Origin of the sequence: Lysinibacillus fusiformis (assembly GCF_002845985.1) — a bacterium.
Classification (GTDB): Bacteria; Bacillota; Bacilli; order Bacillales_A; family Planococcaceae; genus Lysinibacillus; species Lysinibacillus fusiformis_D.
Genome location: NZ_PDFK01000002.1, coordinates 892,752 through 917,413 on the forward strand (window position 1 = coordinate 892,752; position 24,662 = coordinate 917,413).

A 24,662-nucleotide genomic window follows, 5' to 3' on the forward strand; every position below is an offset into this window, starting at 1 on the left:
TAAAAAATGTTTTGTTTATTCCTTTATTATTGATATCCGTTTCCAATAGTAAACGCTTCCTCCGTAATTGTATAGTTTTCCTAGTGAAATGTCATAAAATTGTTCTTTCTCGGCAGATTCTTTTTGAACAGAGCGTTAGACTTACGCTGAAAAGGGTATAATCACGCTATAATTAGTAAGATCGTAAGGAGGATAAATTGATGTATATTTATTTAACTTCTGGCACTGGTGATTTTTTAGAACAGGTAAAAAATAAGTATCCAAATGAGCATATGATTTTAATTCATGGGGATGGAAACTCTGTACTGATTCATGAGACAGAAGGAAAGACAGTTTTTGCGACACCACGTAAATTTGAGGTACTGGATTCAGTAAATGAATTAGAGGAACGAGGCTTCTTTGTATTTAATAATATTCCTGTGACAGATGAAGGACGACCTGTTTTCGAACACCGCTTTTTAGAGCGTTCACGCGCCATTGAAAATGAGCCTGGCTTTGTGGCGTTCCGTTTATTACGTCCGATCAAGAGTGATACTTACATTGTCATGACGCAGTGGAATGGACCACATTCATTTGAAGCATGGAAGAGCTCTAGAGCCTTTGAATCTGCACATGCTAAAAGAGATGATTCATCAGGTGTAAGTCAGCAAAATATCTTTTCAGCAGCTTCTTATGTAACAACTTATAGTGCTATGCCAAATGAGGATACAGAATAGTAGATAAAATAAAAGCTCATTTTCCGAATACTAGCATTGGAAAATGAGCTTTTCAATTTATCAGCTACAATCTATTTATTTGGAAATTTTTGCTGTTAATTCGCTAATTACAATAACAATGACAATGGCTAAATAAAACATTGGCTGTGTGATAGCACATAAACCAACAATAATAGCTTGTGTAACCATTGCTAAACGGACAGTTTGCTTTACAGCTAATTGGCGGGCATGTTCTGGTAAAGGATAGAGCATGTCCATTCGAAATTCACCACTTGATAGTAAGGCTTGTTTTAACTGAATTGTGGTCGCAAAGCTGAGTGCACCAGCAACAATCCATGTCACTACAGGAATATCAACAAAAACTGCGATGACTCCCGAAATGGCCGTAAGACGAAGCCATAAATAGAAATGGTCATCTGTACGGACAAAGGTACGAAACACCAAATATTTTTGAGCATTCTCTTTACCATATGGCACAAATCTATACAGCCAGTCCATCCAGCGTCGACGTCGGATACTTCCGTGTAGATGAGGTACATCTGTAAAATAATTAGCAAAACGGTAAAAGCTCATCATACGATTCTGTTCAATTTTGACAAAATGTTCATAAGGCACAGGTTCGCCAACTGATTTTTTCCTAAAGATAATGATATAAACCACACTAATAACTGTCGCTATTACCGCTAGTATTAGCTGAGCATGAAGCCCCATGTATAAAACAGCCCCGAATATGACAGCTCGAATAAGCCTGTCCACCCAAACCATTTGACCTCGCTCACTGTATCGGTAGCTGAATTCTCCTTGCACACTTATATATTTCAATACAATGATAAGTAAAAAGATCGTCCATATTTCAGTTGTTGTTAATGCCGTTACGGCTTTCAATAATGGAATACATACAATATAAACAATCGCTACAATCCATACTTGGGACCAGAACGTCCAAGCCAATGCTTTGCTAAAATATTGAGACATTTTCGATTCTAAAGGTAATAAGTATACTTGATCTGGTTCTCTCAACAGCGTAGTAGGACGGCTAAAGGCCAATAAAATCCCTATCATAACAGCTATGACGATTTCTGCTGGAAAGTCTGTTTGGACAACTTTCAACCATTCGCTATATTGGTAGCCCCCTGCTCCAATAAGAAATACAAGTACAATTGCAATATGCCCTGTAAAAATAAATTGCATATACTTTTGTACTTCTCCTATATAATGCATGAAGCGAGAGGACCATACATCACGCAAATTCTTCATGGTCCCGCTCCTTTGTCATGGCAATATAAAGATCATCTAATGTCGCATTCGGCATAGCAAATGATTGACGCAATTCCGCCATCGTCCCCTGTGCTCGCACTCTTCCTTCGTGCAATAAAATAATTCGATCGCAATGCTTTTCAGCCGTCGATAGAATATGCGTAGACATTAATATAGACGCACCTTCTTTTTTCTTTTCATCCATCTGATCTAGTAATGATTGAATACCTAGTGGATCTAACCCCACAAAAGGCTCATCAATAATATATAGACTTGGATTCACTAAAAAAGCACACATAATCATGACTTTTTGACGCATCCCCTTTGAAAAGTGTGAAGGGAACCAATTTAATCTTTTCTCCATGCGAAACTCTTTTAATAGCACCTCAGAACGAGCATCGAGGGTTGCCCTATTAATCCCATAAGCCATCGCTGTCAATTCTAGATGCTCTCTTAATGTTAATTCATCGTATAATACAGGAGTTTCAGGAATATAGGAAAATGCTGTCCGATATTTGTCCGTATCTTCCTTCAATGTCACACCATTTAAACGAATGTCCCCTTCCTTTGGCAACATCGTTCCGATAATATGTTTAATCGTTGTACTTTTACCAGCTCCATTTAAGCCGATTAAGCCAACTAATTCTCCTTTTCCAATTGTAAAAGATAAATCTTTAATCACAGGCTTTCTTGTATAACCACCTGTCACATGCTGTACCTCTAATACTGACATATCCTCACTCCTCTTCTTGTTTTATATTTTATCAAAAATTAGCAAATGATACAGGTTTGAGTATGATAGAATGTACTTACATATACGTTAAGGGGGAAATTCTCATGAGCGATTGCCTATTTTGCAAAATTATTGACGGATCTATTCCAAGTACCAAAGTTTACGAGGACGATCATGTCTATGCATTTACAGACATCTCACCTGTTGCAAAAGGTCATACATTATTAATTCCAAAGCATCACTGTCAAGATCTATTTGAAATGCCAGAGGATGTAGCACGTAATCTATATGCAGTTGCACCAAAAATCGCTAATGCTATTAAAGCAGCATTTCAGCCAATAGGTATGAATACGATTAATAACAATGGTGCTGCCGCTGGACAAACTGTTTTCCACTACCACTTACATTTTATTCCGCGTTACGATGAAAAAGAAGGACTAGGCTTAATTTGGCAGACTCAAAAATATTCACCAGAGCAGTTAGCCGAAGTTGCAGAAAGTATTAAAGCCAATCTATAAGTCATTTGTAATATATTAACATTAAAATGTTCAGAAAACTGTATTGCAAATTGAAAAATTTTGGCGTACAATCACAAATAAGTTTCGCTAACGATCAAGAGGATACGTTAGGAGACAAATAGATTAGCTTAGTCGAGGAGAGATACAGATGAATACAAAAAATTTAGTATTAATGGCATTATTAGTAGGTGTTGGTGCAGCCCTTTATGTGGTGACACCAGGTATGGTGAATGGCATGAAACCTGATTTCATGTTAACAATGATGTTTATTGGCATTTTATTGTTCCCCACTGTGAAAGAAACGTTCTTACTTTCGCTTTCAACAGGCGTACTTTCAGGTTTATTTACAACATTCCCAGCAGGTCTTGTCCCAAATATTATTGATAAAGCAGTAACAGGCTTTGTCTTTTTAGCCGCTTTATTGATTCTCAAAAAACTAGCAAATCATTTCGCTGTATCAGCTATCTTAGTTGGATTAGGAACTATTCTTTCAGGAACTGTCTTTTTAGCCGTAGCACTTTTTGTGTTCAATGCAAATGTTGGTGCAACGTTTGCGATGTTATTTATTGGCGTTGTCCTGCCAGCTGTCGCATTTAATGTCGTTGCTTTTGCCGTCATTTATCCCATTGTCACAAAATTAGTGAAGCGTTCTAAATTCAATACAGCCATTTCTCAAATATCATAAACACTTACTTAAAATAATTAAAAGAAACTAAACGGTGGTGGTAAATCACTCGTCTAGTTTCTTTTTTCTTTTTGTATTTGTACAATTCATGGTTTAATAGTAGATAAACATGACTAGAAATGAGGTATCAATATGAAAGCAAAACCATTTTTACTTGGACTAACAACAGGCATTATCGGTGGAACAGTCGCTGTACTTTTTTCAACGCCACAATCAGGACAACAGCTACGTGCTTCTGTCAAACAAAATGTCGATCAGACAAAAGGAATGCTCCTTGATGTCAAACAACAAGTAGGGACTGTTAAACAATCTGTCAACACTTTAACAATTGAAGTAAAAAATAATATCCCACAAATAATAAATGATTTAAAACAAACAATTACAACTTTCACTAAAGAAATCGAACCAACTAAAAATAATTTGCAACAAGAATTAGATGCATTACAGAATTCGATTAGCGAAATCGAGAAAAACATTGCACAAATTACAGAAAATAAGAAAAAACCACAAGAAAAAGTTAGCGACTAAAGTCCTTTTCGAATGGTAAAAAATCTATTTTTTTATCAAAAATCATTACTATAATATTATTTTTTAACCACTTTTCAATTTTTTAATTTTTCTAACTTTAAACTTTTTTTCTTTACTGCTATAATATTTTTAAAAATGTGAAAGAAAGCAGTAGGTGATGGCTTTGTCAGAGGAATTATATACACAAAAAGAAGCGATGCTTTATAGTCAAAGAATCGCACAGTTATCTAAAGCGCTATGGAAAGCGGTAGAAAAAGATTGGCAACAATGGATTAAACCTTATGATCTAAATATTAATGAACACCATATTTTATGGATTTCATATCATTTAAAAGGAGCATCCATTTCAGATGTAGCAAAATTTGGCGTGATGCACGTTTCTACCGCATTTAATTTCTCCAAAAAGTTAGAAGAGCGTGGCTTCCTTAAATTTTCGAAGCGTGATGACGACAAACGTAATACTTACGTGGAGCTAACTGAAACTGGGACAGAACTCATTATAGAGATGAATAAAAACTACCATAATACGTATCATTCCGTATTAGAAGGATCACTAGCATTAAAAGATCTATATGGCCGTTTCCCAGATTTTTTAGATGTGATGGCTGTTATTCGTAATATTTATGGTGAGGATTTCATCGATATTTTCGAACGTTCCTTCCAACATTTCCGCGATTCCTTTGACACACTAGAAGAACGCACACCTGTAAAAGGATAAGACGAAGCTTCAAACTGCACAAAATTTTTCCTGCCCTTATTTATTAGTTGAACATAATGAGGTATACTACTGTTCATTCAGGAATAAATCATGTGAAAGGAGGTATTTCAGAAATATTTCTGAAATACCTCCTTTTTCTTGCATTCTAACATCATTCAATTTACATTAAATAGGACACTTCCTATTTCGGAGTTGATACTAAGCCATGCATTGTTGGAAAATTTTAAATCTAGAACATCATTACGGTACTACGCGTATTATTATAATGAGTGTTATTACCTTTTTGTCGGTCTTTTCTGTTTCGTATGTATTGTTTAATTTATTCAACGAGGAGCATTATACAGATCGTTTATTCTGGCTCTTTGTCATAGCAGCCTTAACACTTTATCCAGTTCATAAATTTTTACATTTTCTGGCACTATACGATTTACGCCAGCATTTAAAATTGCGTGTACGTACTCAATTTTATATAATTCCAGTTTTACACATGCGTATTCGTGAGCCTTTATCAAAAAATCGTTACATCTTAGCATTACTTACGCCTTTTATCATTCTAAACACAAGTATTATAATAGGAACTTGGCTTTTACCGGCATACACACATTATGGTACATTGCTGCTAGCCTATCATTGTAGTCTATGTTTGATTGATATCCTTTACGTGAAATACCTTTTGCACTCACCTAAAAATTCGCAAATAGAGGAAACACCTAAAGGTTATGAAATTTTAGTTCCACCAACCGTTCACTAAATGCTTGTACTTGTTTTTTAATGACGTTCTTTGTTATGCTATTACTATTGAAAGAGGGGAGGAATAGACTTGCTATTAATGATTGTAGTTCTATTCTCGGTATTCTATTTATTTCAAATTAACCGCATGACATATGCTCTATGCATGCGACGTGAAATTCCCGAAGAAAACCAACCAAAAATATTCCGAACTATAAATATACTTATTACCATATTACTTGTCTCATTCTATATTGAAATTTTATATGCAGTATAACAGTACATCCGCGCCCGTCCGCACGCTCGAAGAATAAGTCGAGCCCCCCATGCAACAACTTTTTCTAACCAAGAAGATTGGTAGTATCTAAGGCATGCGGCGCGAATGTCTAACATTGTTAAGAAAAGCTAAGAGTTAGAGCTCTTAGCTTTTCGCTGTTTTATTAATTAGTATAGGAACGCTGCACCAACGATAATTAATAAAATAAATAACACAACTAATAAAGCAAAGCCTGAGCCGTAGCCACCGCCACCGTATCCTCCGTTGCCCATAACTTCACCCCCTTTCTTTTCTATATCCTATGCGCTTCAAAATTTGAAATATAGGCAATACTCAAGGGGGAACCATTTTGTTTTTAAAACGTTTATGTTATAGTAAAAAATGGACGAAACCATGTTAGGAGAGAATATCCACTATGAAAAAGACAGTTTTATCTTTAACTCTAGCTGCATCTGTATTAGCGCTTGGTGCTTGTAGCGGCGGAGACAGCAAAGCCATCGTTACTTCTAAAGTGGGCGATATTTCAGTAGCTGATTTTAATGAAAAGGCAAAAGCTTTAACAGGCTCATATGTAATGCAACAATTGGTGACTGAAAAAGTTTTAGCTGACAAATATGAAGTAACAGATAAAGAAATTAAAGAAGCTTATGACACAACAGCTTCACAATTTGGTGAAGGCTTTACACAAGCACTTGCTGAAAGTGGCTTAACAGAACAGGGCTTTAAAGATTCTTTACGTGTTCAACTTCTTCAAGAGAAAGCTTTAAAAGATCAAGCAATTAAAGAAGAAGATGTGAAAAAATACTACGAGCAAATGAAAACAGAACTTAATGGTCGTCATATTTTAGTAGCAGATGAAAAAACAGCTAAAGAAGTCATTGAAAAAATTAAGGGCGGCGCTAAGTTTGAGGATGTAGCAAAAGAGTACTCAACAGATACAGGTTCTGCTCAAAAAGGTGGAGAGCTTGGATGGTTCTCTGTTGGTGCAATGGTAGATGAATTTAACGATGCTGCTTACGCTCTTGAATTAAATACATTGAGTGAGCCAGTAAAATCTAGCTTTGGTTATCATGTAATTGAAATTACGGAGAAGCGTGATGTAAAAGATGTCGGTGCATTTAAAGATGAAGAAGAAAACATTCGTTCAACAATGTTAAATAAACTAAACCAAACAGGTGAAGCTCAAGCTATTCTAAAAGATATCATTGCAAAAATGGCTAAAGATGCGAATGTTAAAACATCTGATAAAGATTTAAAAGATTCACTAGAATTCTTCACAACAACAAGTGAAGAACAGGCAAAAGCAGCTGAAGAAGCAGCTAAAAAAGCAGAAGACAAAGCTGCTAAAGAAGATTCTGAAGACAAAGCAGAAGATACGGACAAGGAATCTAAATAATCGAGGGAATATTGTTTATCAATTGAACAATATCCACAACCAAAAGGAGCATCTGACAAATCAGATGCTCCTTTTTCCTTCTCTATTTCACTTTAAATTGGCTAATTTCAGCTTGTAAGTCATTTGACATCGTTTGAAGGACATTTGCCGCGCTCGCAATTTCCTCATTAGAAGTACTTTGTTGCTCTATGGATAAAGCAATATGCTGCATACCTGAAGATGTGCCATTCGCCATACCTACAATTTCTTTTACAGCAGAATCTGTTTGGCTTGCCTTCTCATTAACGCGCCATACGATATCCGTAACTTCCGTTGTACGTTGGCTAATCTGTTGTACATATTCCACAATATTTTTAAAGGCATCACCTGTCTGTTCAACAGCCTCTCGTCCTTCATCTACATATTGTGTGCCACTATTAATAGCGAAAACAGCACCGGAAGTTTGGTTTAATATATCATCCACTAGTGTTCGAATATTGTCAGCAGCTTTCCCAGATTCCTCTGCCAATTTTCTAACTTCATCCGCAACAACCGCGAAGCCTTTTCCAGCCTCTCCTGCTCGAGCCGCCTCAATAGATGCATTCAATGCAAGCAGGTTTGTTTGATCGGTAATGCTTGTAATTAACGAGACAATCGTACTAATTTCCTTTGATTTTTCACCTAAAGCATTTACAACTTCTGTTGATTGGTGAACAGAATCATTAATCGTATTCATTTTATCAATCGTTTGCTCAATTAGCTGTAAACCTAAATCAGCCTTTTGATTTGTTTCATTCGCTATATCTGCAACAGCCTGTACAGCAGAAGATGCATGGTCCATATCTTTGGAAATTAGATTAGCGGATTCAGATAAAAGGTCCATTTGCTTCAATTGTCCTTCCGCACTGGAAACAATATCTCCAATAGCATCAGAAATGGTTTCAACCGTGTGACTACTTTGCTCTGTAATCGCTGTAAATTCCTTTGTATAAGTCGAGACATCCGCAGATGCTTTATTCGTCTTTTCAATAACCGTGCCAATTTGCTCTAACATATGATTAAATTCAGTGGATAATTGTCCAATTTCATCTTTGAAACGGTCGTCAATGCGTACCGTTAAATCACCATCAGCCGCCTGTGTCATAGCCTTTAATACACGCTTTACACGTTTTAGGACGATATATCTCGTACATAACGAAATAATGACTGTACCAATAAATAACGAAATAAACGTATTAATGGCAACACCTGCACTGCCGTTTAAATGTACTACTTTTTCAAATTGATGACTAACAAATTCTGAGATATGCGAGCTAATAAATAAACTTATACCTATAGCTAGTATCATTTTGAAAATTAAACTTTTCCAAAACTTAATTTCCCGTGAAAAAAGTCCCTCTGTTTCCATTGCTCTTCCCCATTCCTATCATTTCTCTCTTTATTCTAAAATAAATACTAGCATTGGTACAATAGTTAGGTACTAAAATTACACATATGCATATTTAGACTTATCGAAATCAGTATAGGTTAGTTAATAAGCAACATCAATTATCAATTTCTCAACAGGTTAGGGGCTTAATCATATTACTTTTTAAATAGTAGGCTTATAGAATGAACGATTATCAAGTGGGAAAAGCCGCTCAGTAAATTCACCTGGTGTCGTTTTCCCTAATGCTCTTGTTAGCATGTTCATCTTCGCGTCTATATTATCAATATAATGTAAGATTTCCGCTTCTTGAAGCATCGGTTTTTTCGGACTCCCCCACTCTTCTTTCCCATGGTGAGACAATACCATATGCTGCAACAGCATAACTTCTTCGCCTTCAATTTCTAGCTCACTTGCAATTTTGGCAATTTCATTCACCATAATGGTAATGTGACCTAATAAATTGCCCTCCACTGTATACATCGTGGCAACAGGCCCAGACAACTCCACAACCTTGCCAATATCATGCAAAATAATGCCTGCATATAACAGGTCACGATTAAGTGTTGGATATAAATCAGCAATGGCTTTTCCTAGTTTGAGCATGGACACCATATGATCTAATAAACCAGACGCATAGTCATGATGGTTTTTAGTTGCTGCCGGAAAAACTAAGATGGCATCATAATGTTTTTTAATAGCCGCTCTTGTAATACGTGAGATATTTGGATTTTTAATATCAAAGAAAAATTGTGTCAATTCTTCATACAATTGTTCTTTTGGTGTTGCAGAGGATGGTACTAAATCATCGATCGCAATACCTTCCTCTGGCTTGGCAACACGAATAGATTTGATACGCAATTGATTCTTTCCTCTATAGTCGTGAATCTCTCCACCTACACGTACAATGGCCTCAGCATGATACATTTTTTCATGATCCTCATTTGTATCCCAGAGCTTTGCCTCAATATCTCCACTTTTATCTTGTAGTAATAGCGACATAAATGGCTTTCCAACGGTTGTAACACCTTTTGTCGCTTGTTTTATTAATAAAAATTGATCAACTGCTTCTCCAACTTGGAGCGTCGTAATCCCTTTCATGTTGACGCCACTCCCCTTTCATTTGCTAATGCTCCTATATCGACAATTTGCTCTTTCTGCCAATGTTTGAGCATTGTATCATGACAAGTAAAATATAAAATTTGACGTTCATATCCTACTTCTTTCATTAATTGTACCATTTTGTTTGTACGGTTTCGATCAAAATGGACAAATGGATCGTCCATAATAATTGGAAATGGAGCAGTGCTCACTAGTGTTTTTGCAAGGGCCAGACGTAATGCAATATAGGCTTGTTCTTTGGTAGCCTGAGATAATTCAGCCATTTGATAACGTAATCCTGCTACATCTTGTGCAACAAAATAACCTTCATCATGAATCGAAAGTTTATCGTATCTTCCCCCTGTTAGTAAACGGAAAATCGCATTCACCTCCACAAGGACATGAGGTAATTTTTCTTCACGTAGGCGGAATAATGTTTCGTGAATGGCTGTCGCAACAGCTTTTTTAGTTGCCCATTGCTCAATCAGCTGCTGCAATTCTGCTTTCTCCTGCTCAAACTGTTGTAGCAATTGCCCATACTTTTCATCATTTAATAGCTGATCTTTTTCAATGAGCAAAGCAGCACGTTGCGCAAGACATTGGTCGATCGCTAGCTGCGTTGAATTTTGCTCTTGTTCTAAAACATGTATGTCCTCGTTAACAGTGTCCTCCACTAGACTCTCTCGCTGTGGAAGATTGAGTGAGGCGAGTTGAGCCTGAACCGTTTGTAACTCTGTCATGATGTTTTTTTGCTGCTCAAATTGCTCATACATTTCATAATAAGCCTGCTCGTTTGGAACTTGTGCTTCATTCAATAGCTCAGCCATTTCAGTTGTATAACGGTCCAGTTTTGATTGCCCACCATCCATTTTTATCTTCAGGCCAGCTAGCTGTTCTTTTGTTTGCTGTACTTGCTGTTGATGTTGTTGTGCTTCAAGGTAGGCTGTCCGTAAATACATATATATTTCCTGTTCATTATAGGCTCCCTCTAAAACCTGTTGAAGCTGTTTATAAATATGCTGCTTTTCTTTTTGAACTTCTTGCATAAGGCTTAGGGTACTATTTTTTTTAGCTGCTAGCTCTTGCACACTCCGAATACGCATAAATAATTCGGGCATTAACGTTCTGGCGATTGTTCCCTGTAATCGATAACGTTTTAAAAAATGCTGGAGTGTGTGAGTGGCTTCTTCACTCTCTATCTCAGCCTGTTGAATTTTATATTCAAGAGAAGCGTATTGCTGCTCCTTCTCCTTTTGCTGTTCATTGACGTGTACCCAACGATCTTCATATCTTTGCTTCTTTAATAGCACCGCTTGTACCGTCATTTCCTCCTGCTCTAACTCTCGAAGAAGGGAACTATGCTCTTTACTAGTAGGCTCATCCGCTTGTTTAACATATCGGATAAATAACAGAGTCAGCAATGATAAAACAGCTCCGATAATGGTCGCAACTATGTTTTTTTCAAATACACCATAAATCAATGACAATAAACCGATTAGCAGTACAAGCCAGCTAAAATAATGAGGTTGCTTTTGTTTACTACGTTGCGATTTGGCCGCACGTAATTGCTCAAGCTTACGCTTTTGTTGGGGCCACTGTGCTAAAATATGTTCTTCTTCATTTGTTAATGACTCTTGCATGAGCCGTTGCTTTTGTTTGGCAATTGTCTCTAATTCTAGATGGACTTGCTCTAGTGAGCGTAGATGAAACTTTAGCTCGTCCTCTGCCTCCTCCAATTTACTTAATTGAAGCTGAAATTGTTGTTCCTGCTGGAGTGAAACCGTTTCTTCGAGAAGATTCTCCTGTGCCTCTGTCTCGAGTACGCCTAATAAACGAAACTGTGCTTTTATTTCTTGCTCAAACATAAAGAGATCATCATGTAAATTTTGCTCCTTCACCATCAGCTGATGCCACGTTGCCTCTTTTTGCATAAGACGAGCCATTTCATTGACTGTATGCTCATCCGCTATGGTAAGTACTTGATCTTGTAATGTTTGATATTGCTCCTTTAATTGCATTAGCTGCTGGCTTTCGTGTAATAGACGATCCTTTAATTGCTCATAGCGTCTTATACCTTCTGGCGGAAACTGTACATGTTGATAATTGACCAGTGTCTGCTGTAAAATCTGTTGCTGTTTGAGGAGAGGTAGTGCCTGCTTTTGAATCGTTAACTGCTGCCATTGTTGTTGCAGCAGTTTTTGCGTACTATAAAGCTTTTCTAGATTATGCTCAAGTAGTTGTAATTGCTTTAATTTGTCCTCAAATGTTAGAATCTTTCCCTGCTCCTGTTTAATCGTACGCTCAAGCTGCTTTAATTGCTCAACCTTTTGATTAATCACGGGTACTTTACCTGTTTTTTTAAACAGCTCATTTGCCTCTTTCTCCATCTTCTTTTCAAGAGCTGATAAATGTTGAACCCCTGTTGTGCCAGAGGCTAGTAGCAAATGGGTTAGCTCCTCCTCTGACATTTTTTCAATGCCCTGTAGCTCATGCAATGAAAATGAAAAAATGGATTCAAAGGACGTTCTAGAATACCCATATAAAAGCTTAGTTAATAGTTCCTCGTGTCCCGTTGTTCCATCCTCTAGATAAACAGAAACATCGCCCGCTGCCTTTCCTTTCACACGTTCAATAGTGCACTGGCCATAAATAGGATGCACGAGTGTGAGCTGACCACCATATTTCGTCGAAACTTTTGGTTCATATTTGCGCTGTGTCTGCTGCCGTATGGGGAAACCAAAGAGCATTTGTAGTATAAACTGCTGAATCGTCGTCTTTCCTGCTTCATTTAATCCATAAAAAATAGTGACATCCTCATTTAAGGAAATGGTGATGTTTTCATGCTTACCAAAGCCATATATTTGGATTTTTTGTATAGTCAGCATGTGATCACGCCCTTTGAATTTCTTCTGCCAATAATGCCTGTGCATTTTGCGTTAAGTTTTCAATATCCTTGTCACTTAGTGGCTCTATCAGCCTTGCACCACCAGCATATTGGTATAAATCTTTTAGAATATCTTTCCATTCATTACTGTCCCACTGCTCCATTAAGCTGACAACGGATTGAGTTGCTGCTGTCTGCTCATAAAGACTTGCTGTCTTCTGCAATACCAACTTTTGTACCCAACACATCGGCTCAATGCCTTCCTCCGTCTCTCGCACAGTATCTAACCATGCATCTACAGTTGCGTGTGCAAATAAAGCTTCCGTTTGTTCATCAATGTTTTGCAGGTGAAGCTCAACTACTGATGCCCCGTACTTCGTCCTATTCGTTGTGATCGCTTCCGAACATCTTTTTAGTAATTCATTGGCATGTACAACATTCGTACAATCCACTTCTATCGTGTTATAAACGACAGTAGATGTAGGGATAAAATCTAGCTCATTCGATGTTTGGGATAACGTCACGTCATAAAAGCCTTTCAGTCCTTGTTCTTTACGATGTCGACTTTGAATATTGCCTGGATAAACAATGGGAGGGTTTTGATGTAAAAGCTGTCGTTTATGAATATGTCCCAAAGCCCAATAATGATAGTTCTTTTCTATCAACTGCTGCTTAGTGAAAGGGGCGTAAACATCATGGGTCGTGTTGCCTGCCTCACTGCCGTGTAGCATACCAATATGAATGGCATGCTGATCCTGTGCAATTGGATAACTTTCAATAACTGATTCCTTTAAATGGCGTTCATGATAGCTGAAACCATATATATTTACTTGCTGGCCTCGGATTTTTAATTGAACCACGGTCGTTTCCGCTGGTAGTTCATAGACATTGCTTGGCAAAGCAAAGCGTGTCCAAGTGCCATTTAAATGATCGTGGTTACCATAGCTCACAATTACAGGGATGTTGTGTTGGAAGAGCTTTTCCATTGCATCCTGAAATCTTCGTTGTGCTTGCAAGCTACGATTTTCACCATCATAAATATCTCCAACAATTAATATAAAATCAGGTTTCTCTTGAATTGCTTTATGGATCATTTTATCGAATGCTTCAAAAGTACTCGACCTAATGTTCTTTAAAATGTGCTCAGGTAATCCAAATAAACCTTTAAATGGACTATCTAAATGTAAATCTGCCAAATGAAAAAAACGAATTGCTGTCATCCAATCACCTCAAATAGTAGATAATTATCGCCTCTGTACCGTAATATGTTCACTAAACAAAACCGAATATTTGTTCTATTTTATCATAGTTCACGTTTTATGAAAAATGGTATTACATAAAAAACAGCATTGCCTTACTTTTTCCACAATTTTCGTAATTTATCAAAAAATTCACTAGTTTTACCGTGAAGTTTATAAATCTTCTATGTATAATAGAAATATATTTAAGTAAAAGGGTGGGGTTTGTATGGAGAATTATCGTTTTACAGCTTTTGAAAAAACAGGGGAAACATTATTTGATGAAACTTGGACATTTGAAAATGATGAGGCTGCTAAACTAAACGGACAACAACAAATTGAGGAAAAAGGTGTTGCCGACAAAACTCATCGTCTTGTAAACGCTTCGGGTAAATTAATTTTATTCCATGTTTAGTGGCTAAAAGGCACGTAGTCAATGTTGCTACGCGCCTTTTATGATTGTTATTTTCCTACAAAGACAGGCATTCTTTTCTCTACAAATGCATGAATGCCTTCTAGATGATCTGTTGTTTTACGCATAGCGGATTGCCCCTCTGCTTCTAAAGCTAGGATATTTTCTAGCTGAGGCAAATTTTGAGCATGTAGAATTTTTTTCGTTGTAATCATGGAAGAAATAGGTGACGCAAGCATTTTACCAACAAGCTGATCTGCCATGGCAAATACAGTACCCTCTGGTGCAATAAAGTCAATAAGCCCTTCATCTAATGCTTCTTTTGCTGTTAATACCTTCCCCTCCCAAATCATCTGTTTCGCTTTAACAGTCCCCACACGTTCCTTCATGAAGAAATGACCACCTCCATCTGGGATTAGTCCTATTCCAATGAAATTCATAGCTAGCTTACTATTTTCACAAGCCACAACTATATCTGCCCCAAGTGTTAGACTAAACCCTAGACCTGCCGATGCACCATGAACAGCCGCAATCACAATCATTGGTAACTGATAATACGCTTTCACAATACGTGAAAGATAGACCATTGCCTCATCAATATTTAATGGTTTATTTTCATCTAACATAGCCTTGATATCGCCACCCGCAGAAAAGACTTTTCCTTCTCCACGAATAACAAGCACCTGTATATTTTGTTCCTGTTGGAGAGCCTCAAAGCATTCTGCGAGTTCTCGCATCATAACATCATCCATAGCATTCATCGCCTGCGGACGATTCAATGTTAACGTTGCACGACGTTCTAATTTTTCTAAAGTAATCGTTGAAAATTCCATCTCTATTACCCCCAAATATGAATAGTCATTCACTATGTACTATTCGTGTTTTTTTAGCAAACTCCTTCTACTCTAAGCAAAATTGCTCTTGTTATGCTATATTAAAGGACGAATATTGAGTTAAAGGTGGTAACGTATTTTGATACAGAAGGACTATCGTGTATTACTTTATTATAAATATATTACAATTGAAGACCCTGTAGCATTTGCAGAAGAACATTTAGCATTATGTAAAGAAATTGGACTTCTTGGACGGATTTTAGTAGGCTCTGAAGGCATTAATGGCACCGTTTCTGGTACCGTTGAGCAAACAGATGCTTATAGGAATCATATGAAGGCAGATGCTCGTTTTAGTGATATTATGTGGAAAATCGATGAGGTGGAAGGACATACCTTTAAGAAAATGCATGTACGTCCTCGTCAGGAAATTGTCCATTTAGGTTTGGAGCATGATATTAATCCTTTGGAAATCACAGGCGATTATTTATCGCCTAAAGAATTTATGGAACAAATGCAAGAAGAGAACACTGTGATTATCGACGCCCGAAATGACTATGAATATGATATTGGTCATTTCAAAGGTGCTGTACGACCTGATATTGAAACCTTCCGTGACCTTCCAGCTTGGATGGAAGCACATAAAGAAGATTTTGCAGATAAAAAGATTTTAACTTACTGCACAGGTGGTATTCGCTGTGAAAAATTCTCTGGTTGGCTAAAACGTGAAGGCTATGGTAAAAGTGTTGGTCAATTACACGGTGGTATTGCAACCTATGCAATAGATCCTGAAGTAAAGGGCCAGCTATGGGATGGTCAGATGTTTGTTTTTGACCGTCGTCGAAGTGTACCGATTAATCAGGTTGAGCATGTCATCGTTGGGAAGGATTACTTCACAGGTGAACCTTCTGAACGTTATACAAACTGTGCAAACCCTGAATGTCATAAATTAATGTTATGTGAGGAAAAACACGAAGCATTTTATATGCGTAGCTGTTCAGATGATTGCCGCCGTGCAGAACGCAATTTCTTTGTCGAAGAGAATGGTTGGACGAAGGAGCAGGTTGAGGAGCAAATTGCTAAGATTGCAGAGATTCAAAACGCAAATTGTTAATACTTGGTGAGATAGGGTTTAGCCGTGTGCGTAAATGGTCTAAACCTTAAAATAGTAAGCCATCTACTAGCCCATCCAAAAAGAGCATCGTCCTGATGAACGATGCTCTTTTTCTTATTATTCCTGCGCTAAATAGCGCCCAACCTGCCGTCCACTAAATAAACAGCCTCCGACAAATGTCCCTTCTAAAGCACGATAGCCATGAACACCCCCGCCACCGAAGCCACTTACTTCACCAGCAGCAAATAAACCTGGCATAGGTTGACCATCCATACCCAACACCGCACCATTTAAATTTGTTTGTAAGCCACCCAAGGTTTTCCTAGTTAGAATGTTTAAACGTACGGCAATTAATGGCCAATTTTTAGTATCTAGAATTTTATGTGGTTTGGCAACACGCACTAATTTATCTCCAATATAATGCCTTGCCCCATGAATAGCGTTAACCTGTAAATCCTTCGTAAACTTATTGTCCATTTCTCGATCCCTTGCCAAGATTTGCTCTTTCACTTTCATGAAATCCAGTAGCTCATTCCCTGCTAGTTTATTCATGCCTTCTACTAGTTCTTTTAAATCATGTGCAATCACAAAATCTTCGCCATGATTTTTAAAAGCTTGGATAGGGGCTGGTGGACCTGGCATTATACGCTTAAGCACATCACTAATGCTTTTGTTTGTTAAATCTGGGTTTTGTTCTGAACCAGATAGTGCAAATTCCTTCTCAATAATTTTTTCCGTTAAAATAAACCAAGAGTAATCATAACCTGTTTTTTGAATTGCCTCTAACGTACTGAGCGTATCAAAGCCTGGGAAGTTGGGTGCATGGAATCGATTACCTTCTGCATCAAACCATAAGGAGGAAGGCCCTGGTAAAATACGAATGCCATGGTTGGGCCAAATTGGATCCCAATTTCTTAATCCCTCTGTGTAATGCCACATGCGATCACGATTTACAATACGTCCTCCAGCATGTTCTGTGATTTCTAGCATTCTCCCATCAACGTAAGCTGGCACACCACATACCATATTTTTAGGAGGAGTCCCAAGTCGTGCAGGCCAATTTTTTCTTATTAAATCAAAATTAGCCCCAATACCGCCACTTGCTACAATCACGGCATCGGCTTCGTAGGAAAATTCGCCAATCCCCAATCTCGAACTTTTTTCACCTCGATTAATAAAGGTTTCTGCTAGCACTGTTCCACTGATTCCTGTAATTGTTCCATCATGTTGTATAAATTCATCCACACGATGTCTTGGTCTAAAATCGATAAATCCATCTTTCATAGCTTGCTTTACTTTATTTACAAATGGCTTTACTATGCCAGGACCAGTTCCCCATACAATATGAAATCTTGGTACAGAATTGCCATGTCCTCCCGCTAAAGAGCCTCCCCGTTCTGCCCATCCAACCACAGGGAAAAATTTGATACCTTTTGACTTTAACCAGTCATATTTTTCACCTGCAGCAAAATCAACATAGGCTCTGGCCCATTTATAAGCCCACGAATCCTCATCTTCTAAACGATCAAAGCCTGCAGTTCCTTGCCAATCTTGCCACGCCAGTTCTTTACTATCTTTAATTCCAAGCCTTCGCTGCTCTGGAGAATTTACTAAAAATATCCCACCAAAAGACCAATATGCCTGTCCCCCTATTGAATTTTCAGACTCTTGATCTACTAAAAGAACTTTTTTCTTTGCATCGATTAACTCACAAGCAGCAACTAAACCCGCAAGTCCAGCACCAACTATTGCAACATCGTACTGCATTTTTACACCCCCAAATCAAATCATCCTTATCTAACATTCTTCTCTCACAGCCTGTTTACCTTCTAAAATCTAATTTTTTGTCTAAAATGTGACAAGCGAAAATGTTCGCTTTCTTACACTAAAATCATCAAGGAATAGCATAAATCATCTAATTCATTCCATTTAATTACCATATAATTTTTTAACCGTAAACTACATGGAACACTGATACTATCGCACTTTTCAAATATCGTTAACGCTTTCATTGTATCCTCCAAAAAGACGAATATTAAACACTAATAAAACAAACAATGTTCGTTTTTAGTTATTATTCAGACTTTTGAAGTCTATATTTTTTAAGTTTTTCAGAAATATCGTTGACAAAGGTGAACAATAGGGATTATGATGTTAACAAATTTAATCACACAAAATATAACGACGGAGACATACTAGTCACAAGAAAATCCAAAGAGAGCTGATGGTTGGTGTAAATCAGTGATTTCTACGATAATAGTTCCACTCCAGAATAGATAAGCCGAACAACTTAACAGTAAGCTTATCCGTCCCATGCGCGTTACGCATATAGCTAAGACTGCCAGAATAAATTTTCCAGCAGTGATTAAGGGTGGTACCGCGAACCAATGTTTATTCAGCCTTTCGCCCCTTACAACACAATAACTGTGTCTGTAAGGCGTGGAAGGCTTTTTATATTGTTTTCGATTTAGAAAGGAGATCGTTTGCATGCTGTAAGATGTTCGAATTTTACAAATTTCAGACTGTCGTAGATAAATCCACAACCCATATTTATTAAAAAGGAGCTAATTATAATGACTACTGCAACAAAAAACATTAACGTATTTATCGCTGATCCACTAAGTGAGGATGGTATTTTCCCATTACGTCAGGAGCAAGATTTAGATTTAAACATTATTGTAGACACTGGTCTTGCACCAGAACAATTAATCGCTAAAATTGCAGATGTGGATGTATTACTTGTTCGTTCTCAAACAACTGTGACACGTGAAGTGATCGAAGCAGCTAAAAACTTAAAATTAATTGGTCGTGCTGGTGTGGGTGTCGATAATATTGACCTTGCTGCTGCTACTGAACATGGCATTATCGTTGTCAACGCACCAGATGGTAACACAAACTCAGCTGCTGAGCATACAATCGCGATGATGACTTCACTTGCTCGTCATATTCCACAAGCTTTTAATACATTAAAAAATGGAAAATGGGATCGCAAATCTTATGTTGGTGTTGAGCTAAAAAATAAAACGTTGGGTGTTGTAGGCTTTGGACGAATCGGTGTTGAAGTAGCTTATCGTGCCAAAGGTCAACGTATGAATGTTATGGCATACGATCCTTTCCTAACAGATGAACGTGCAAAAGAATTAGGTGTAACAAAAGCAACAGTTGAAGAAATTTGCGAAGCAGCAGATTTCATTACAGTTCATACACCACTTCTTCCTGAAACACGTAATCTTATTAATAAAGAAAAATTTGCGATGATGAAAGATGGCGTGCGTATCATTAACTGTGCACGTGGTGGAATTATCAATGAAGATGATTTATATGATGCAATCGTAGCAGGAAAAGTAGCTGGTGCTGCCCTAGATGTATTTGTTTCTGAACCAGCAACAGATCATAAGCTACTGACATTACCACAGGTAATCGCAACGCCTCACTTAGGTGCATCGACAATTGAAGCACAAGAATCTGTTGCGGTTGATGTATCAAACGACATCATTAAATTTTATAAAACAGGTACCGTAACAAACCCTGTAAACATGCCATCTATTCCGAAAGAGCTTCTTGCACAAGTTGAGCCTTTCTTTGAATTAGCTGAAAAGCTTGGTTCATTCCTATCACAATTAACAACAGAGCCTGTAAAAGAAATCAACCTATCTTATGCTGGTGAAGTAGCAAACTATGATGTACGTCCATTAACTTCAAATGCACTAAAAGGCTTATTAGCAAAAAATCATGGTAATCATGTAAATGATGTCAATGCCCGTTACTTATCTGAACGTATCGGCATGAAAATTAATGAGCACAAAACAACAACTGCTAAAGGCTTTACAAGCTTAATTACGATTGAAATTATTACTGCTAATGAAACACATACAGTAGCTGGTACATTATTAAACGGTTTAGGTGCACGTATCGTAAAAGTAGAAGACTATGTTGTGGACGTCATTCCACAAGGTCACCTTCTTTACATTAAAAATACGGACAAACCAGGTGCAATTGGCCGTGTAGCAACAAAGCTTGCAGAAAAAGAAATCAATATCGCAACAATGCAAGTTGGCCGTGCACAGGTTGGTGGTACAGCGGTTATGATGCTAACGGTTGATAATGTTGTAACTGAAGAAGATTTAGTTTTTGTAGCACAGCTTGAAAACATTGATGAGGTAAAAGCCATTAACCTATAATTAATCATAACAAGAAGCAGGGAGTCTCTACTCTCTGCTTTTTATTTTGGTAAAATGATACTTTTCTAAGGGTTCTTCGTCTTTAAAGAAAAGGAGGTGTACAGCTTGAAGATAGAAGAAATATTTTACTTACATAACCACACCATTTTTAAATACTTATATTACTTACTAAATGATGAAAAATTAGCGGAGGATTATACACAGGAAACCTTTGTCCGTTATTTGAAACATCACCAAACAATAAAAGAAGGAGCCGATCTCGCTTGGTTGCGGTGCACTGCACGTAACCTTGCCTATGATCATTATCGTCGAAAAAGGATAATTCAGTTTGTCCCTTTTTTACAACAGCATGAAGAACAAGCGTCACCTTCTCCTCATCAATGGCTGATGCAACAAGAAGATGCCAAGATGCTATATCTTGCTATTCGTAAACTAAAAATCACCTATCGTGATGTAATCATTCTGCGCAAAATAGAGGGACTATCCATCGAGGAAACCTGCACTATCCTTGGCTGGAATGAGGGAAAAGTAAAAAACACATTAAAACGAGCACTCATCGCATTAAAAAAACAGTTAGGAGGTGAGATGGATGAAGAATGATAAGAAGACATGGCAACACTTAGATGATTTAATGTTATCTGATCAGCAGCAAAAAAAATTATTACGCAATATGACAGAGCCCTCAGTAATTAATAAACAAAAGACTAAAAATAAATGGAAAATTCCTTCTGTGTCATTGCTATTTATAGTAGTTCTTTCTATATTACTATTATCTTTTGTTCAAAGTCCTACTAATTCTCCTACAACAATGGATTCCTCCAAAGCAATCCAACGAATCTATTTAAAGGAGAATATGAACAAGGAAACCTTTATAGCACAGGATTCTTGCCTTTATGTTCCTCAGCAATGCTATGCTCATGCAAAGGCTATCACACAGCTACAACAAAACTGGGACAACGCTTCTCCTGTAACAATATCCGCTAGTCAGTGGAAAAGTGGTACTATCTATGATATTTTGATTCTCTATAATGACCGTACACAAGAGAAATGGAAGGTACTCAATAACAAGATTTTCTTCAATGTTGAAACACAGCAAGCCTTTCTGATTGAAGAGTCATTTGACTCACTACGCTATTTTTATGATGAGAAGCGGTCGACGAAACTTATTATTGGGAACATTTTCATCCTACTTATGCATTTTATACTATGGATTGCTAAAAAAAGAATGCCTTATACAGAACGTCGCTTTTTTGCAGCGACAGTTGAGCATGCCATTGCCAATGCCATCATGCTCGTGTTGTTTGGAGGTATTTCATTTGGTATCTATCTTGTACACCATACTATTCATGCAGTAATTATTTATGGCCTTTTCTCACTCTACTCCTTTATGCAAATCTATTATCGTAAAAAGGCTGGTGAACCTCAGGGTTACTTAATAGCTAGTGCTCTTGTTCAGCTTTGTCTAGCTATAGCTTTTACATGTTTATATCTTGGACTAAATGTCTATTTTTAACAAAAAATGTACTGACTCCATGAGGGATCAGTACATTTTTATATTATAGCTTATTTACAAGCTCCATCAATGCTGTCAAAGAGTCTACCTCATAGGAAGGTATCACAGCACCATCAGCAATATGGTTTTCACGATTAATCCATACATTGCGCATACCCACACGTGATGAGCCTAAAATATCGGTATTCAAATTATCGCCAACCATAATGGCCTCATCAGCGGTAATTCCTACTTTTTCCATAACATATTCAAAAATGGACGCATCCGGCTTCCCTTTACCAAAGTCTCCCGAAATAATAATGTGATCAAAATAGGGGGCAATTTCTGGAGTGATTTCTAGTTTTAAGTTTTGCAGACTTGGTGCACCATTTGTTAGCAAGACAAGCTGATATTTTCCTTTTAATTCATCTAACACCGCAAAAGTATCTTCGTATAAAAATGGCGCTACTTTACGCTCGGCTACAAAGCGCTCTCCTAGCTCGGCTCCAAACGCTGTATCCTCAATACCAAGAGCAGCTAACCCTTTTGTCCAAGCCGCTGCACGATAACTAGGAACAATTTCTTTCATTTTTTTGAAAGAATCTGTAGCGTCATCAAAAGTTCCCCAAAGACCTTCAAACGGATTAATACCAATTAAAACGGTATAATCATATGTTTCATAACCTTCATATAAAGCACGTGCCTCTCGACGAACCGCTTCCTCTAGCTCAGCAGGGTTCACATGATGTACTGTTGCAGCATAGTCACATGTTTTTTCAAATGCTGTTTTGACCGATTTTTTATCCCATAGTAATGTATCATCTAAATCAAAAATAATTGTATTTATCGACATTTTGTCCGCTCCTAGCTCACGATTAATACTACTATTTTAGCATATTTTCAAAATATTTAGGATAACAAATTATGTACAATTCCTCTATCTAAAAACAAGCTGTGCGTCAAATCTTCACAGCTTGTCATTTATTAATTATGTTTATTACGCAAACGGTTCATTAAACTTTGAATGTCTGCCCTTTTTTGTTGTGTTTCATCTTGTAAAATTTCAATATAGTAAATGCCATCTTTTTCTTCTATCTGCACACGATCACCTACTTGCACTGGCTTGTTCATGGCTGACTGTGAAATAATGAGTTGTTCCTCTTCCTCTGGAAACATTAAGAAAATCGCATAGCCATCTTCAATACGGTCTAATGTGTATTTACTCGAGCTCACTGACAAGTTCCCCTTTCTCATTGCGTAATTGCGCAGCATCTCCATCATTTAACCAAATCTGTTTAGTTGTCCATTTCAAATAATTTTGCCCTTCTCTTGCATTAGCTCCACTTGTAATATAAATTATTTTCCCTGGCTGTAAAGTGAGATTTGGAAAATTAAACACTTGATTCCCTTCAATTGAAACAAGCTGCCAATCCTTTAAAGAAACAGCTTGTTGTCCATTATTTTTAATGCCTACAATTTCAGTAACTAAATCCTTGCTGACGATCTCAATAGCTGGAGCGGATACTTCTATTTCGGTAGTTTTTTTGCTAGTTTCCACTTTAGAAGTTTCCTTCCCATTCACTGTATAGTTTACCCCATCTGTGGATACCGTAATCGTTCCTAAATCCGCTGTGGCATAGATTTTACTACCAATAGCCTGCAAACGATCTACTACTTCTGCATGTGGATGGCCATATTTATTATCTTCCCCGTAACTTAATATCGTGACTTCTGGTTTTACAGCCCGAATGAATTCCTGTGAGCTACTTGTGTTAGAGCCATGATGCCCTGCCTTCAGAACAGTTGCTGTTACATCATACTGCAGCATTTCTTTTTCTAATGCTACTCCAGCATCTCCTGTTAATAAAAAAGAGACATTGCTATAAGTCATTTTTAAAACAATGGAAGCATCATTATTATCTGATGCCTGCTCATTCGCATTCAATACTTTCACAGTTACATCCTTATCAAACTCAATAGTTTCACCTGTTTTTGGCACATAATAAGGGATATTTTTTTCATCAATTAGTGTCAGCATTTCTTCAAAGGTTTGGGATGTATGTACTTTACCCGAATCATAAAATTGCTCAATCGTAAGTGAATTTAACACAGGAATGAGACCGCCAATATGATCTGCATCTGGGTGTGTCGCTACAACTACATCGAGCTTGCTCACTCCAAGTTCCTTTAAATAAGAGACAATCTGCTGCCCTGCACCTTTCACTCCTCCATCCACAAGCATTGTTTTACCATTTGGTGATTCAATCAATATGGAATCCCCTTGACCCACATCAATAAAATGAACGCGCATATCATGACCAGCCGTTACAGCCATTTTCTCTGGCTTGATTGCCTCAGTACAGCCTGCTATTAAAAAAATACAAAAGAGCAATACTATTATCTTTTTCATCAACTAACTTCCTTTCTCTTTTTCTATTATACAAAAAG

General features: G+C 37.4%; 25 protein-coding genes. 13 read left to right on the forward strand and 12 right to left on the reverse strand.

Annotated elements, in window-relative coordinates; genetic code table 11:
* The first annotated feature begins 200 nt into the window (after positions 1 to 200).
* Positions 201 to 716 (forward strand): antibiotic biosynthesis monooxygenase family protein, encoded by a 516-nt coding sequence (locus tag CRI88_RS10400; protein WP_036117408.1) that lies wholly within the window; start codon positions 201 to 203, stop codon positions 714 to 716.
* A 75-nt stretch (positions 717 to 791) separates the two neighbouring features.
* Here the strand turns inward: CRI88_RS10400 and CRI88_RS10405 are convergent, their stop codons facing one another.
* Together CRI88_RS10405 and CRI88_RS10410 are read right to left on the reverse strand one after the other, a co-directional pair.
* Positions 792 to 1,973 (reverse strand): ABC transporter permease, encoded by a 1,182-nt coding sequence (locus CRI88_RS10405; protein ID WP_058843259.1) that lies wholly within the window; start codon positions 1,971 to 1,973, stop codon positions 792 to 794.
* Positions 1,957 to 2,706, reverse strand: a complete 750-nt coding sequence (locus tag CRI88_RS10410; RefSeq protein WP_036117411.1) for an ABC transporter ATP-binding protein — start codon at positions 2,704 to 2,706, stop codon at positions 1,957 to 1,959. The genes CRI88_RS10405 and CRI88_RS10410 overlap by 17 nt, the downstream gene beginning before the upstream one ends.
* Positions 2,707 to 2,810: 104 nt before the next feature.
* Here CRI88_RS10410 and CRI88_RS10415 point away from each other — a divergent pair, with 104 nt between their 5' ends.
* The 6 genes from CRI88_RS10415 (at position 2,811) to CRI88_RS23270 (ending at position 6,161) form a co-directional block, all read left to right on the forward strand.
* A complete protein-coding gene (locus CRI88_RS10415; RefSeq protein ID WP_036117412.1) occupies positions 2,811 to 3,224 on the forward strand; it encodes an HIT family protein in 414 nt (137 codons plus the stop codon).
* Between the two features lie 148 nt (positions 3,225 to 3,372).
* On the forward strand, positions 3,373 to 3,909 hold the full coding sequence (locus CRI88_RS10420; RefSeq protein WP_036117414.1) for a tryptophan transporter: 537 nt from the start codon (positions 3,373 to 3,375) through the stop codon (positions 3,907 to 3,909).
* Between the two features lie 132 nt (positions 3,910 to 4,041).
* A complete protein-coding gene (locus CRI88_RS10425; RefSeq protein WP_101966578.1) occupies positions 4,042 to 4,437 on the forward strand; it encodes a YtxH domain-containing protein in 396 nt (131 codons plus the stop codon).
* Between the two features lie 157 nt (positions 4,438 to 4,594).
* Positions 4,595 to 5,155 (forward strand): HTH-type transcriptional regulator Hpr, encoded by a 561-nt coding sequence (locus CRI88_RS10430; protein ID WP_036117418.1) that lies wholly within the window; start codon positions 4,595 to 4,597, stop codon positions 5,153 to 5,155.
* 205 nt (positions 5,156 to 5,360) lie between these two features.
* Positions 5,361 to 5,906: a DUF3267 domain-containing protein gene (locus tag CRI88_RS10435; protein ID WP_036118042.1), complete on the forward strand. Its 546-nt coding sequence runs from the start codon at positions 5,361 to 5,363 to the stop codon at positions 5,904 to 5,906.
* A 69-nt stretch (positions 5,907 to 5,975) separates the two neighbouring features.
* Positions 5,976 to 6,161 (forward strand): hypothetical protein, encoded by a 186-nt coding sequence (locus tag CRI88_RS23270; protein ID WP_008173337.1) that lies wholly within the window; start codon positions 5,976 to 5,978, stop codon positions 6,159 to 6,161.
* A gap of 167 nt (positions 6,162 to 6,328) precedes the next feature.
* Here CRI88_RS23270 and CRI88_RS10445 read toward each other — a convergent pair whose 3' ends face one another.
* Entirely contained in the window at positions 6,329 to 6,433 is a 105-nt protein-coding gene (locus CRI88_RS10445; protein WP_004230765.1) for a YjcZ family sporulation protein, read from the reverse strand.
* A gap of 143 nt (positions 6,434 to 6,576) precedes the next feature.
* Here CRI88_RS10445 and CRI88_RS10450 point away from each other — a divergent pair, with 143 nt between their 5' ends.
* Positions 6,577 to 7,557, forward strand: a complete 981-nt coding sequence (locus CRI88_RS10450; RefSeq protein ID WP_089933897.1) for a peptidylprolyl isomerase — start codon at positions 6,577 to 6,579, stop codon at positions 7,555 to 7,557.
* Positions 7,558 to 7,639: 82 nt separating this feature from the next.
* On the opposite strand, the gene CRI88_RS10455 is transcribed toward CRI88_RS10450, so the two are convergent.
* The 4 genes from CRI88_RS10455 to CRI88_RS10470 all read right to left on the reverse strand — a co-directional run bounded on the left by CRI88_RS10455 (position 7,640) and on the right by CRI88_RS10470 (position 14,167).
* The gene (locus tag CRI88_RS10455; protein WP_101966579.1) at positions 7,640 to 8,944 is read right to left on the reverse strand and encodes a methyl-accepting chemotaxis protein; all 1,305 of its coding nucleotides are present in this window, start codon (positions 8,942 to 8,944) and stop codon (positions 7,640 to 7,642) included.
* Positions 8,945 to 9,127: 183 nt separating this feature from the next.
* Positions 9,128 to 10,063: a 3'-5' exoribonuclease YhaM gene (gene yhaM / locus CRI88_RS10460; RefSeq protein WP_058843256.1), complete on the reverse strand. Its 936-nt coding sequence runs from the start codon at positions 10,061 to 10,063 to the stop codon at positions 9,128 to 9,130.
* Positions 10,060 to 12,948: an ATP-binding protein gene (locus tag CRI88_RS10465; RefSeq protein WP_101966580.1), complete on the reverse strand. Its 2,889-nt coding sequence runs from the start codon at positions 12,946 to 12,948 to the stop codon at positions 10,060 to 10,062. Before CRI88_RS10465 ends, yhaM begins: the two co-directional genes overlap by 4 nt.
* 4 nt (positions 12,949 to 12,952) lie before the next feature.
* A complete protein-coding gene (locus CRI88_RS10470; protein ID WP_089933905.1) occupies positions 12,953 to 14,167 on the reverse strand; it encodes a metallophosphoesterase family protein in 1,215 nt (404 codons plus the stop codon).
* A gap of 247 nt (positions 14,168 to 14,414) precedes the next feature.
* Between CRI88_RS10470 and CRI88_RS10475 the strand changes: the two genes are divergently transcribed.
* Complete coding sequence (locus tag CRI88_RS10475) at positions 14,415 to 14,600, forward strand: YhzD family protein (protein WP_036075853.1); 186 nt, start codon at positions 14,415 to 14,417, stop codon at positions 14,598 to 14,600.
* A gap of 47 nt (positions 14,601 to 14,647) precedes the next feature.
* On the opposite strand, the gene CRI88_RS10480 is transcribed toward CRI88_RS10475, so the two are convergent.
* Positions 14,648 to 15,430: an enoyl-CoA hydratase gene (locus tag CRI88_RS10480; RefSeq protein WP_036118062.1), complete on the reverse strand. Its 783-nt coding sequence runs from the start codon at positions 15,428 to 15,430 to the stop codon at positions 14,648 to 14,650.
* Positions 15,431 to 15,569: 139 nt separating this feature from the next.
* On the opposite strand from CRI88_RS10480, the gene trhO reads away from it, so the two are divergent.
* Positions 15,570 to 16,541, forward strand: coding sequence for an oxygen-dependent tRNA uridine(34) hydroxylase TrhO (gene trhO, locus CRI88_RS10485; protein WP_089933907.1), 972 nt, complete (start codon positions 15,570 to 15,572; stop codon positions 16,539 to 16,541).
* Positions 16,542 to 16,658: 117 nt separating this feature from the next.
* Here the strand turns inward: trhO and CRI88_RS10490 are convergent, their stop codons facing one another.
* Complete coding sequence (locus tag CRI88_RS10490) at positions 16,659 to 18,308, reverse strand: FAD-binding dehydrogenase (RefSeq protein WP_058843252.1); 1,650 nt, start codon at positions 18,306 to 18,308, stop codon at positions 16,659 to 16,661.
* A gap of 806 nt (positions 18,309 to 19,114) precedes the next feature.
* Here CRI88_RS10490 and serA point away from each other — a divergent pair.
* The 3 genes from serA to CRI88_RS10505 all read left to right on the forward strand — a co-directional run bounded on the left by serA (position 19,115) and on the right by CRI88_RS10505 (position 22,235).
* Entirely contained in the window at positions 19,115 to 20,722 is a 1,608-nt protein-coding gene (gene serA, locus CRI88_RS10495) for a phosphoglycerate dehydrogenase (RefSeq protein WP_036118072.1), read from the forward strand.
* Positions 20,723 to 20,818: 96 nt separating this feature from the next.
* Positions 20,819 to 21,322 carry an RNA polymerase sigma factor gene (locus CRI88_RS10500; protein ID WP_230593750.1) on the forward strand — a complete coding sequence of 168 codons (504 nt, stop codon included), beginning with the start codon at positions 20,819 to 20,821 and terminating at the stop codon, positions 21,320 to 21,322.
* On the forward strand, positions 21,312 to 22,235 hold the full coding sequence (locus CRI88_RS10505) for a hypothetical protein (RefSeq protein ID WP_058843251.1): 924 nt from the start codon (positions 21,312 to 21,314) through the stop codon (positions 22,233 to 22,235). Before CRI88_RS10500 ends, CRI88_RS10505 begins: the two co-directional genes overlap by 11 nt.
* A 43-nt stretch (positions 22,236 to 22,278) precedes the next feature.
* Here the strand turns inward: CRI88_RS10505 and CRI88_RS10510 are convergent, their stop codons facing one another.
* From CRI88_RS10510 to CRI88_RS10520, 3 genes are all read right to left on the reverse strand, one after another.
* The gene (locus CRI88_RS10510) at positions 22,279 to 23,067 is read right to left on the reverse strand and encodes an HAD family hydrolase (protein ID WP_036118079.1); all 789 of its coding nucleotides are present in this window, start codon (positions 23,065 to 23,067) and stop codon (positions 22,279 to 22,281) included.
* Between the two features lie 131 nt (positions 23,068 to 23,198).
* Positions 23,199 to 23,447 (reverse strand): DUF3006 domain-containing protein, encoded by a 249-nt coding sequence (locus CRI88_RS10515; RefSeq protein WP_036118080.1) that lies wholly within the window; start codon positions 23,445 to 23,447, stop codon positions 23,199 to 23,201.
* Entirely contained in the window at positions 23,434 to 24,624 is a 1,191-nt protein-coding gene (locus CRI88_RS10520; RefSeq protein WP_058843250.1) for an MBL fold metallo-hydrolase, read from the reverse strand. The genes CRI88_RS10515 and CRI88_RS10520 overlap by 14 nt, the downstream gene beginning before the upstream one ends.
* Positions 24,625 to 24,662: the final 38 nt, after the last annotated feature.